We start from the raw sequence: 11,296 nt of genomic DNA, 5'->3' as shown, positions 1-11,296 counted from the left end.
AATCTGAACCAGATTTAATCTGACAGACACCTGTATAAATAACCGGTAACTGTCAGATCAGGTCTGAGCTAGTACATCTTATTTGATACCCAGTGTCGCATTCAATTGCTTCATCCCAGCCAGCGCTTGTTTACAACCTGCATCCTGCTGCTCCGCAGGATAAGCCTCAAGCTGTTTTTTAATTTCGACAAGTTGCGCCTTCAGCGCCTCAACCTGCGCTTTTGCTGCTTCATTTTTTGATGCCTCCGCAATGAAGGAATCCATCTCAGCGAAATACTGTTGTTTGCACGTTTCGGTTTCCGCAAAAGAAGAGACGGAAACACCCATCAGCAACACCGCCAGCGCAATCTTTGTCATCGTAATGTCCCTGATTAAATTATTAATTTCCCGCCATCCATAATGGCGCGGGTACGATAGCAAAATCAGTCAGAGGGGACATGTCCGGAACCGGAGATGGAGGCGGGGAACGCAATTACAGTAAACGCTTTGGGCTAACCGGACTGGTAGCGCGGAAATCCATGACATCATCGCCAATCTGGGATAATCGTACACTCGCCATTTCGTGTGTCATCACAAGATAATCATGACCTTCAACACTCAGTATTGATGTCAGCCGTTTGACTGGTGCAGTGATCTCTATTGATCTGATAAACATCGTACTGTCTGATTAAAACGTTTTGTACTCGTCTGACAGAAGACCATGTTCATCGGTGATGCGATTGAGTTCCTGAAGCCCGGCTCTGTTTTCACGCTTCCAGTGTTCGGCGCCTGTGTCATCGCTCTCTTTTTTCAATGCTGCGGCCAGCGTGACGCTGGCTGTCTTTTTGAGTCGAACATTTACACCCGGCATATAGCCCCCAGAAAAGCACGTGTAAAAAACGCATATCCTCATTATGCTGAAGGTTCTGCTAAACCTCAATGTGGCCTCTTTGTTATGCTCCTGCCTGGCGTTAACATTGGTTTACCTTCGCTAATACTGGTAATGATATAAATATAATCAATTGATTTTAAATAATAATATCTTTACTGACCGACACATTATCTTATTTCACCGATAAATAACTTCCCTGCCCCAAATGCAAAAAACGCCCGGGATTAATCGGGCGTTTATAGTCTTACTCAATGACGAGACGCATCAGCCTTCGTGCAGGCCGCACTCACGCTTGAGGCCGAAGAAACGGGTGTCTTCTTCCGCCATGCCGGGTTCCCATTTACGTGTGGTATGGGTATCGCCGACGGACAGATATCCCTCATCCCACAGCGGATGATATTTCAGACCGTGCTTTTGCAGATACTGGTAAACCGTCCGGTTATCCCAGTCGATAATCGGCAGCACCTTAAAGACGCCACGCTGAAGACCCAGCACCGGCAGATTGGCCCGGCTACCGGATTGCTCACGGCGCAGGCCGGCAAACCAGGTTTGCGCTTTAAGCTCTTTTAAAGCCCGGTTCATCGGCTCGACTTTGTTGATGTCGTTGTATTTTTCAATACCTTCAACGCCCTGCTCCCACAGCTTGCCGTAACGCGCTTCCTGCCAGGCAGGGCTGTGCGGCGCACGGTAAATCTGCAGGTTCAGCTTGAGCTTTTCCGTCAACTCATCAATAAACTGATAGGTTTCCGGGAACAGGTAACCTGTATCCGTCAGGATCACCGGAATATCCGGGCGGATCTGATTCACCAGATGCAGGCTCACCGCCGCCTGAATACCAAAACTGGATGACAGCACATATTCGCCGGGCAGATTTTCCAGCGCCCAGGCGACACGCTCTTCAGCTGTCTGTTTTTCCAGTTGGGCATTGGTGTCTGCCAGTGCCAGCGCACGCTCATCTTTCGACAACGCATTCAGGGCTGAGAGATCGAGTACGGACATAGGTTCCTCACTTATAAATTTCCCCTCGCCCTCTCCCGGAGGGAAAGGGTACCGAACGAGGTCAAAATAACGTTAATCCCAGAGATCGCGCGCCGGGTCGAGTACCGGGCGAATAATGCCGGTACGTACGGTGAAATCGCCGAAGCCTTCACCGGATTCCCGCTCTTTCGACCAGCGGCCGACCAGCTCATCCAGCGATGAGATGATTTCCGGCTCGGTGATATTCTCTTTGAACATCCGCGGAATACGGGTACCCATACGGTTGCCGCCAAGATGCAGGTTGTAACGTCCCGGCGCTTTGCCCACCAGACCCACTTCTGCCAGCAGCGCACGACCACAGCCGTTCGGGCAGCCCGTTACGCGCGTAACGATGTGCTCATCAGCCACGCCGTGTTTCGACATGACCGCCTCAACCTTATCAATAAAGGTTGGCAGGAAACGCTCGGCTTCCGCCATCGCCAGCGGACAGGTCGGGAAGGCCACACAGGCCATGGAGTTCTCACGCTGCGGCGTCACGGCGTTCATCAGACCGTGGCTGCGCGCCAGTTTCTCAATTTTCGCTTTCTGGCTTTCCGGTACGCCCGAGACAATCAGGTTCTGGTTAGCGGTCAAACGGAAATCGCCTTTATGGATCTTCGCGATCTCCAGCAGGCCGGTTTTCAGCGGACGATCCGGGTAATCCAGAATACGGCCATTCTCAATAAACAGCGTCAGATGCCATTTATTGTCGATACCTTTTACCCAGCCAATGCGGTCGCCACGTCCGGTAAACTCATAGGGGCGAATCGGTTCGAACTTAATACCCGCCCGACGCTCGACTTCGGCCTTGAAGGTTTCAACGCCCACGCGCTCAAGCGTATATTTGGTCTTCGCATTTTTACGATCGGTACGGTTCCCCCAGTCACGCTGGGTCGTCACCACCGCTTCAGCCACCGCCAGCGTGTGCTCGACAGGCAGGAAGCCAAACTCGCTTGCGGTGCGGGCATAGGTCTTTTTATTACCGTGTTCGATAGACAGACCACCGCCCACCAGCAGGTTAAAGCCCACCAGCTTGCCGTTTTCGGCGACCGCCACGAAGTTCATATCGTTAGCGTGCAAATCCACATCGTTCTGCGGCGGAATAACCACCGTCGTTTTGAATTTACGCGGCAGATAGGTTTTCCCGAGAATAGGCTCTTCATCGGTGGTGGCGACCTTCTCTGCATCGTGCCAGATTTCCGCATAGGCCCGGGTACGCGGCAGCAGGTGCTCGGATAATTTCTTCGCCCATTCGTAGGCTTCAGCATGCAGCTCAGACTCAACCGGGTTAGAGGTGCAAAGCACGTTACGGTTAACGTCGTTGGCGGTTGCCAGCCCGTCGAGCCCCACTTCATGCAGCATCTGGTGTGCAGGTTTGACATTCTTCTTCAGAATGCCGTGGAACTGGAAGGTCTGACGGTTGGTCAGGCGGATGCTGCCATAAATAGTGTTGTTTTGCGCAAAGGCATCGATCGATTGCCACTGCTTAGTGGTAATGATCCCACCCGGCAGACGGCAGCGCAGCATCATCGCATGACGCGGCTCCAGCTTTTGCTCAGCACGTTCAGCACGAATATCACGATCGTCCTGCTGATACATGCCGTGAAAACGGATCAGCAGAAAGTTGTCGGCATTAAAGCCTCCGGTGAGACCATCATTTAAATCTTCGGCAATGGTGCCGCGCAGGTAGTTGCTTTCGAGTTTAAGGCGCTCGGCATCGACCAGCTTACCTTCGACCACCAACGGCCCTGGATGTTTTTCGCTCATTAGTAGACATCTCGCTGATAACGGCGCTCTACGCGCAGCTCACTTAAAAATTCGTCCGCCGTCTCGGCGTCCATCGCGCCAAATTCGGCAATCACGTCCAGTAAAGCCTGCTCAACGTCTTTCGCCATGCGATTGGCGTCGCCGCAGACATAAATGTGGGCGCCATCATTGATCCAGCGCCACAGTTCCGCGCCTTGCTGGCGCAGTTTGTCTTGTACGTATATTTTTTCTTTTTGATCACGGGACCAGGCCAGATCGATGCGGCTCAGCACGCCCTCTTTGACGTAACGCTGCCACTCAACCTGGTAGAGGAAATCATCGGTAAAGTGCGGGTTGCCAAAGAACAACCAGTTCTTCCCTTCAGCGCCCTCTGCCGCACGCTGCTGCATAAAGGAACGGAACGGCGCAATACCCGTACCCGGCCCAATCATAATTACCGGAGTCTGCGGGTTAGCAGGCAGGCGGAAGTTATCGTTATGTTCGATAAACACACGGACTTCGCCATCTTCTTCCACGCGATCGGCGAGGAAGCTGGATGCGCCGCCTGCGCGGGCGCGGCCTTCGATTTCATAGCGCACAACGCCGACGGTCACATGGACTTCGGACTCCACTTCCGCCTGCGAAGAGGCAATAGAGTAGAGGCGCGGCGTCAACGGACGCAGCAGATTAATCAGCGCATCGGCATCCAGCTGTGCCGGAGAAAAACGCACCATATCCACAACCGGTGTGGTGACCGCATAGTGCTGCAACTTCGCTTTATCGCCCACCAGCGGCAGTAATGACTCACTGCGGGTTAAGGTCGCGTAGTTCTCCACGATATTGGCGGTATTGACCGTCAGTTCGAAATGCCATTGCAGGGCTTCATTCAGCGGCAACGTTTTACCCTGCACCCTGACCTGCTCATCGCCCTTAAGCCATAAGAGTTCCACCAGCTCTTTCACCAGGGCCGGATCGTTCTGATACCACACGCCCAGCGCATCACCTGGCTGGTAACGCAGCCCGGAATCACCCAGATCGATTTCGATATGGCGAACGTCTTTTTCGGAGTCGCGACCGGTAATTTTTTGATTAACAGAGAGGCTGGCGGTCAGCGGTTCTTCTTTAGTATAAGGGCTGGTGAAAACTTCATTCACCGCACCGGTGGCCGTTACCGCAGCCTGGGCGGAAGTCTCTTTTGGCACCCGCGCTTTCAGCGCCTCAACAACCCGTCCACGCCACTCAGCGGCGGCAGCCTGGTACACCACGTCGGCATCGACGCGATCGAGCAGACGTTCAGCCCCCAGCTCAGCCAGTTTGCTGTCGAAATCTTTCCCCGCCTGGCAGAAAAATTCGTAAGACGTGTCGCCCAGACCGAAGACCGCAAAAGCGGTGCCCTCAAGTTTCGGCGCTTTTTTGGAGAACAGGAATTTGTGCAAGGCAACCGCTTCTTCCGGCGCTTCACCTTCTCCCTGAGTGGAGGCCACAACAACCAGTAATTTTTCGTTGGCGATTTGTTTGAATTTGTAGTCGCCCGCGTTGACCAGGTTGACGTTGAGTTTTGCCGCCAGTAAATCGTCACGCAGCGCTTCTGCCACACGACGGGCATTCCCGGTCTGGGAGGCTGAAATCAGCGTGATGGTCGGGATCTCAACCGCGGTTACTGGCTGAGCCGCCACCGTACCGGTCGCGGACTGCTGGTTAAGGACACCCCAGAAATAGCCAGAAACCCAGGCCAGCTGGGTGGGGGTAAGATCGGTTGTGGCCGCTGTCAGGCGTGCCAGTTGCTCCGGGTTCAGCGGCAGCAAAGCGGAAGGTGGGACCTGATTCGTCATGCGTCGTTATGTTCCAGTAATACTCGTCATACTTCAAGCTGCTGGTGCGTTGGCTGTTCTCGTTCACCCGAATCACTTACCGGTGTAAGCTCATCGGGATTCGCTCGCTTGCCGCCTGCCTGCAACCCGAATTATGTAGAGTAAAGCAAAGCTGTTTTCACGCCCTGTCAGCGCGCTAAAAACAGAAGAGAAAGTAAGGTTAACGGCGGGGATAATAACAATTAAAGAAAGGTTGGAAATAACAAATAACCAAAAGAACTAACCTCTTTTAGTTATAGTTTTTAACAGTAAAACAGGTTAATTAATCCATTGATATTTATAATAAAATACAGAGCACTTTCCCCATAAAGCTGACCTAATCACTTTTGGCGGTTTTAGTTAATGCTAAAAAAGGTCATTTCGGCTACTATGCGGCGGTTTTTTTTCAGCCAGAGAGTCAATTATGTCTACCACCTTATTTAAAGATTTCATGTTTGAAGCCGCCCACCATTTACCCCATGTTCCTGCCGGGCATAAGTGTGGTCGTCTTCATGGCCATTCCTTTATGGTGCGCCTGGAAATCACGGGCGAGGTGGACCCGCATACCGGTTGGATAATGGACTTTGCCGAACTGAAAGCGGCGTTCAAGCCAACCTACGACAGGCTTGATCACTACTACCTGAACGATATTCCCGGCCTTGAAAACCCAACCAGCGAAGTACTGGCAAAGTGGATCTGGGATCAGGTTAAGCCTGTTGTTCCACTGCTGAGTGCGGTGACCATCAAAGAGACCTGCACAGCAGGCTGCGTTTATCGCGGAGCGTAAGCGTCACGCAAGCGACTGGCCCGGTAAACACAATGTTGCCGGGCTTTTGTTATCAGGCAATATTCAGATATTTATGCGTCTGCATCGACAGGCGCCAGTTGCGCGCAATGCAGGTTTCAATGCACAGCCGGGTGGCATCGTCTTTCTGGCTGATGGGCTGGAGCGCGATGATCCGCTGTTTATCGTCGCTCAGCTGTGTCAGTAACTCATCCAGCGCTTCGATATCGCGCATACGCCCGACCGGGTGCTTAATTTCATCCGCACGCTCAAGGGCCTGCTGAAGAATGTCGTACCCACCGCGCATGTTCACCTTCGGCGACACCGTCACCCATGTCGCATGAGAGGTACGCACTTCATGAGTGCCGCTGGTTTCAATCTGGCAGCTAAAACCATGCTTCTCAAACAGGTCCGTCAACGGGGTCAGATCGTGAATGCAGGGCTCGCCTCCGGTTACCACGATATGTCGGGCCGTCCAGCCCTGGCGTTCAACGATAGCCAGCAAATCTTCACTTCTCGCCGCGCCCCACTTATCGTTCTCTTTGGTTTTGGCCAGAATGCTGTAGAGGGAAACTTCCCGATCCTCAAGCTTATCCCATGTGTGTTTGGTGTCGCACCAGGCGCAACCCACCGGGCATCCCTGTAAACGAATAAAAATGGCGGGGACGCCGGTAAAGTAACCCTCACCTTGCAGGGTCTGGAACATCTCATTAATCGGGTACTGCATAGTCAACTCAATCTCAGGAACAAAGCGTAATTATTGCAGAAGAGAGACAGCAGGTCATGTGCGGGAGCTGCTATGTAAAGTATGGACGTAAAAAAACCCGCCGCAGCGGGTTTTTGATAAAGAGGAAAAGTCGGGCTTATGCCTGGCCTTTGATCTCTTTACGACCGTTGTACGGAGCTTGTTCGCCCAGCGCTTCTTCGATACGAATCAGCTGGTTGTATTTAGCAACGCGGTCAGAACGGCTCATGGAACCAGTTTTGATCTGGCCTGCAGCGGTACCAACAGCAAGATCTGCAATGGTAGCGTCTTCAGTTTCGCCAGAACGGTGAGAGATGACAGCGGTGTAGCCAGCGTCTTTCGCCATTTTGATCGCAGCCAGAGTTTCGGTCAGAGAACCGATCTGGTTGAATTTGATCAGGATGGAGTTAACGATGCCTTTATCGATGCCTTCTTTCAGGATCTTGGTGTTGGTTACGAACAGATCGTCGCCAACCAGCTGGATTTTGTCGCCCAGTACTTTGGTCTGGTAAGCAAAGCCAGCCCAGTCAGATTCGTCCAGACCATCTTCGATGGAAACGATCGGGTACTGTTTGGTCAGATCTTCCAGGAAGTGGGTGAATTCTTCGGAGGTGAACGCTTTGTTGCCTTCGCCAGCCAGAACGTATTTACCGTCTTTGTAGAATTCAGACGCTGCACAGTCCATCGCCAGAGTGATGTCGGTGCCCAGTTCGTAGCCTGCAGCTTTAACCGCTTCAGCGATTACAGCCAGTGCTTCGGCGTTGGAACCCAGGTTCGGCGCGTAGCCGCCTTCGTCACCAACAGCAGTGTTCATACCTTTGGATTTCAGAACTTTAGCCAAGTTATGGAACACTTCTGAACCCATACGTACTGCTTCTTTCAGGGATTTCGCGCCAACTGGCTGAATCATGAATTCCTGAATGTCGACGTTGTTGTCAGCGTGCTCGCCACCGTTGATGATGTTCATCATCGGAACCGGCATGGAGTATTTGCCCGGGGTGCCGTTCAGTTCAGCGATGTGCGCATACAGCGGCAGGCCTTTAGAGGCAGCAGCAGCTTTAGCAGCAGCCAGAGAAACGGCCAGAATGGCGTTAGCACCGAAGTTAGATTTGTTTTCAGTACCGTCCAGGTCGATCATGATTTTGTCGATGCCAGCCTGATCTTTCGCATCTTTACCCAGGATAGCCTGAGCAATTGGGCCGTTAACCGCGCCAACAGCTTTCAGTACGCCTTTACCCAGGAAGCGGGATTTGTCGCCATCGCGCAGTTCCAGAGCTTCGCGGGAACCGGTGGAAGCACCTGACGGAGCGGCTGCCAGACCAACGAAACCACCTTCCAGGTGAACTTCAGCTTCAACAGTCGGGTTACCACGGGAGTCGATGATTTCACGACCGATGACTTTAACGATTTTGGACATTAGGATTTCCTCAGTACAAGTTAAACTAAAACTCCAGACAAACAATGCACCCATTTGGGTGCATTGCCGTTCTAACTCTTACTTCGCCTGACGCTTCTGGAACTCGCTGGCGGCTTTCACAAAGCCTGCAAAGAGCGGATGTCCGTCACGTGGCGTAGAAGTAAATTCCGGGTGGAATTGACAAGCAACGAACCACGGATGATTCGGCACTTCGATGATCTCGACCAACTGATCATCGCCGGAACGGCCTGCAACACGCAGACCCGCAGCTTCAATTTGTTTCAACAGCAGGTTGTTCACTTCATAGCGATGGCGATGACGCTCAACAATGACAGGCGCGTCATACAACTGACGGACCAGGCTGTCGTCGCCGAGCTGGCACTGCTGTGCGCCGAGGCGCATGGTGCCACCGAGATCGCTCTTCTCCGAACGCACTTCAATCTGACCTTCTTCATCACGCCATTCGGTGATGAGCGCCACAACCGGGTACTTACAGTCTGGCACAAATTCTGTTGAGTTGGCGTTCTCCATCCCCGCAACGTTGCGAGCATACTCGATCAGCGCCACCTGCATCCCCAGGCAAATGCCCAGATAAGGAATATTGTTTTCACGGGCATAGCGCGCGGTGGCAATCTTTCCTTCCACGCCGCGATAGCCGAAACCGCCAGGGATCAGGATAGCATCCAGATATTTCAGAATTTCGACGCCACGTGTTTCAACATCCTGCGAATCAATCAGCTTGATGTTGACGGTAACGCGGTTTTTCAGGCCGCCGTGTTTCAGCGCTTCGATAACTGACTTGTAAGCATCCGGCAGTTCGATGTACTTACCGACCATGCCGATGGTCACTTCATTTATCGGGTTAGCCTGCTGGTAAATAACCTGTTCCCATTCTGCCAGGTTTGCTTCCGGGCAGTTCAAGCTGAATCGTTTACAAATATAATCGTCCAGCCCCTGTGATTTCAACAGGCCTGGAATTTTATAAATAGAATCGACGTCTTTAAGGGATATAACAGCCTTTTCAGGAACATTACAGAACAAAGCAATCTTTGCACGCTCGTTTGCCGGAACGGCACGATCGGAGCGGCAAATCAGAATGTCAGGCTGAATACCGATAGACAGCAGCTCTTTAACGGAGTGCTGAGTCGGCTTAGTTTTGACTTCACCGGATGCGGCCATGTACGGAACCAGCGTCAGGTGCATATACAGCGTGCGCTCGCGGCCCACTTCAACGGCCATCTGGCGAATCGCTTCAAGGAACGGCAGGGATTCGATATCACCGACGGTACCGCCGATTTCTACCAGCGCCACATCGTGACCTTCGCCGCCTTCAATGATGCGCTCTTTGATGGCATTAGTGATGTGCGGAATGACCTGAACGGTCGCGCCCAGATAGTCGCCACGGCGTTCTTTGCGCAGGACTTCAGAGTAAATACGACCCGTTGTGAAGTTATTACGACGCGTCATTTTGGTACGAATAAAGCGCTCGTAGTGACCCAGGTCCAGATCGGTTTCTGCGCCGTCTTCAGTAACGAACACTTCCCCGTGTTGGATTGGGCTCATGGTACCCGGATCGACGTTGATGTACGGATCCAGTTTCATCATGGTCACATTGAGGCCACGGGCTTCAAGAATGGCTGCGAGGGAGGCTGCGGCAATGCCTTTACCCAGAGAGGATACGACCCCGCCGGTCACAAAAATATAGTTCGTTGTCATGCTGAACCTGAGAAGTTAGGGTGAAACGATGGAATAACCAGGACGGGAAAGTAGTATACCCGAAGAGGGCGAGCCTCACAAACTTTCATTCTCCCTCCTCTCAACCTGACCACATCTGTCTCAAGGAGTGAGAAAATAGCCACTTTCGGCGAAATGTTTTTGACGCAAATCAAGCGCTTGTTATTTAAAAAATCACACAAATCTCACTTGAATGCAGAAACTCGTTAGAGATCAGTTTCCTGGCGTTTTACTTCCTGCCAGACCTCTTCCATGGTTTCGAGGTCAACCCCGGTCATTTCGAGGCCACGGGCGGTAACAATTCTTTCCACTTCGCGGAAACGGCGTTCAAATTTCAGGTTCGCTTTTTGCAGCGCCGTTTCAGCTTTTACCCCCAGATGACGGGAAAGATTGACCGTTGCGAACAGTAAGTCCCCCATTTCCTCTTCTAGTTTTGCTTCGTCGATAACGGCCTGTTTTGCTTCATCCATTACTTCGTCAATTTCTTCGTAAACTTTGTCGAGCACCGGGCCAAGGGAGGTCCAGTCGAAGCCGACATTCGAGCAGCGTTTCTGGATTTTATGGGCGCGCATTAATGCAGGAAGGCTGTGGGGGATATCATCCACGGCGGAGAGCTGCGCTTTTTCCGCCCGCTCTGCGCTTTTAATCTCTTCCCAGCGCGCCAGCACTTCGCTGCTGTTTTCGGCGTGAGCATCGCCAAAAATATGCGGATGGCGGCGTTCCAGTTTGTCGCTGATCGCCGCACAAACATCATCAAAATTAAACAGCGTCTGTTCCTGAGCCATTTGGGCGTAAAACACCACCTGGAACAGCAGGTCGCCCAACTCGCCGCGCAAATCGTCAAAGTCTTCCCGGGCAATGGCGTCCAGCACTTCGTAGGTTTCTTCCAGCGTATAGGGCGCGATGGTGGCGAAAGTCTGTTCTTTATCCCACGGGCAGCCGTTTTGTGGATCACGCAGACGTTGCATAATCCCGAGCAGGCGGTCAATTTGGGTTTTCTTGCTGGTGACGGTCATACAGCCTCTTTTTCATTTCAACGTTCGCTTATGATAACGCGTTAAGGAAGGTGCGATTTAATCGTCAGTTATGAGAACATAAGGCTTTCTTTGCCATAGATTTTTCACGATGCCCG

10 protein-coding genes and 1 pseudogene are annotated in these 11,296 nt (G+C 52.3%); 1 reads left to right on the top strand and 10 read right to left on the bottom strand.

Annotated features, from left to right (window positions below; translation table 11 throughout):
* Positions 1 to 78: 78 nt before the first annotated feature.
* The 6 genes and pseudogenes from ACSZO4_RS22500 to cysJ form a co-directional block, all read right to left on the bottom strand.
* Complete coding sequence (locus ACSZO4_RS22500; RefSeq protein WP_437891278.1) at positions 79 to 327, bottom strand: DUF5339 domain-containing protein; 249 nt, start codon at positions 325 to 327, stop codon at positions 79 to 81.
* 145 nt (positions 328 to 472) lie between these two features.
* A pseudogene (locus tag ACSZO4_RS22495) lies at positions 473 to 634 on the bottom strand (CcdB family protein); the annotation flags it as partial.
* A 33-nt stretch (positions 635 to 667) separates the two neighbouring features.
* A complete protein-coding gene (locus ACSZO4_RS22490; RefSeq protein WP_437891277.1) occupies positions 668 to 850 on the bottom strand; it encodes a type II toxin-antitoxin system CcdA family antitoxin in 183 nt (60 codons plus the stop codon).
* Between the two features lie 285 nt (positions 851 to 1,135).
* Positions 1,136 to 1,870, bottom strand: a complete 735-nt coding sequence (gene cysH, locus ACSZO4_RS22485; protein WP_437891276.1) for a phosphoadenosine phosphosulfate reductase — start codon at positions 1,868 to 1,870, stop codon at positions 1,136 to 1,138.
* A 72-nt stretch (positions 1,871 to 1,942) separates the two neighbouring features.
* The gene (gene cysI, locus ACSZO4_RS22480) at positions 1,943 to 3,655 is read right to left on the bottom strand and encodes an assimilatory sulfite reductase (NADPH) hemoprotein subunit (protein WP_437891275.1); all 1,713 of its coding nucleotides are present in this window, start codon (positions 3,653 to 3,655) and stop codon (positions 1,943 to 1,945) included.
* Positions 3,655 to 5,466 carry an NADPH-dependent assimilatory sulfite reductase flavoprotein subunit gene (cysJ, locus tag ACSZO4_RS22475; protein WP_437891274.1) on the bottom strand — a complete coding sequence of 604 codons (1,812 nt, stop codon included), beginning with the start codon at positions 5,464 to 5,466 and terminating at the stop codon, positions 3,655 to 3,657. Before cysJ ends, cysI begins: the two co-directional genes overlap by 1 nt.
* Before the next feature lie 442 nt (positions 5,467 to 5,908).
* Between cysJ and queD the strand changes: the two genes are divergently transcribed.
* On the top strand, positions 5,909 to 6,271 hold the full coding sequence (queD, locus tag ACSZO4_RS22470; RefSeq protein WP_437891273.1) for a 6-carboxytetrahydropterin synthase QueD: 363 nt from the start codon (positions 5,909 to 5,911) through the stop codon (positions 6,269 to 6,271).
* Between the two features lie 52 nt (positions 6,272 to 6,323).
* On the opposite strand, the gene queE is transcribed toward queD, so the two are convergent.
* The 4 genes from queE to mazG form a co-directional block, all read right to left on the bottom strand.
* Positions 6,324 to 6,995, bottom strand: a complete 672-nt coding sequence (queE, locus tag ACSZO4_RS22465) for a 7-carboxy-7-deazaguanine synthase QueE (RefSeq protein WP_437891272.1) — start codon at positions 6,993 to 6,995, stop codon at positions 6,324 to 6,326.
* 136 nt (positions 6,996 to 7,131) lie between these two features.
* The gene (gene eno / locus ACSZO4_RS22460; RefSeq protein WP_437891271.1) at positions 7,132 to 8,430 is read right to left on the bottom strand and encodes a phosphopyruvate hydratase; all 1,299 of its coding nucleotides are present in this window, start codon (positions 8,428 to 8,430) and stop codon (positions 7,132 to 7,134) included.
* Positions 8,431 to 8,508: 78 nt separating this feature from the next.
* Positions 8,509 to 10,146, bottom strand: a complete 1,638-nt coding sequence (gene pyrG, locus ACSZO4_RS22455) for a glutamine hydrolyzing CTP synthase (RefSeq protein ID WP_437891270.1) — start codon at positions 10,144 to 10,146, stop codon at positions 8,509 to 8,511.
* Between the two features lie 224 nt (positions 10,147 to 10,370).
* Complete coding sequence (mazG, locus tag ACSZO4_RS22450; RefSeq protein WP_437891269.1) at positions 10,371 to 11,180, bottom strand: nucleoside triphosphate pyrophosphohydrolase; 810 nt, start codon at positions 11,178 to 11,180, stop codon at positions 10,371 to 10,373.
* Positions 11,181 to 11,296: the final 116 nt, after the last annotated feature.

This window comes from Phytobacter sp. V91 (assembly GCF_965644225.1).
Lineage (GTDB): Bacteria > Pseudomonadota > Gammaproteobacteria > Enterobacterales > Enterobacteriaceae > CBFFRJ01.
Note: the sequence above shows the minus strand (reverse complement) of the source record. Positions and strands in the feature narration are given on the sequence as shown.

Coding starts and splice junctions, on each gene's coding strand:
- eno (WP_437891271.1), bottom strand. CDS start 8,430: ATGTCCAAAATCGTTAAAGTCATCGGTCGTGAAATCATCGACTCCCGT.
- cysJ (WP_437891274.1), bottom strand. CDS start 5,466: ATGACGAATCAGGTCCCACCTTCCGCTTTGCTGCCGCTGAACCCGGAG.
- mazG (WP_437891269.1), bottom strand. CDS start 11,180: ATGACCGTCACCAGCAAGAAAACCCAAATTGACCGCCTGCTCGGGATT.
- cysI (WP_437891275.1), bottom strand. CDS start 3,655: ATGAGCGAAAAACATCCAGGGCCGTTGGTGGTCGAAGGTAAGCTGGTC.
- queE (WP_437891272.1), bottom strand. CDS start 6,995: ATGCAGTACCCGATTAATGAGATGTTCCAGACCCTGCAAGGTGAGGGT.
- pyrG (WP_437891270.1), bottom strand. CDS start 10,146: ATGACAACGAACTATATTTTTGTGACCGGCGGGGTCGTATCCTCTCTG.
- ACSZO4_RS22490 (WP_437891277.1), bottom strand. CDS start 850: ATGCCGGGTGTAAATGTTCGACTCAAAAAGACAGCCAGCGTCACGCTG.
- queD (WP_437891273.1), top strand. CDS start 5,909: ATGTCTACCACCTTATTTAAAGATTTCATGTTTGAAGCCGCCCACCAT.
- ACSZO4_RS22500 (WP_437891278.1), bottom strand. CDS start 327: ATGGGTGTTTCCGTCTCTTCTTTTGCGGAAACCGAAACGTGCAAACAA.
- cysH (WP_437891276.1), bottom strand. CDS start 1,870: ATGTCCGTACTCGATCTCTCAGCCCTGAATGCGTTGTCGAAAGATGAG.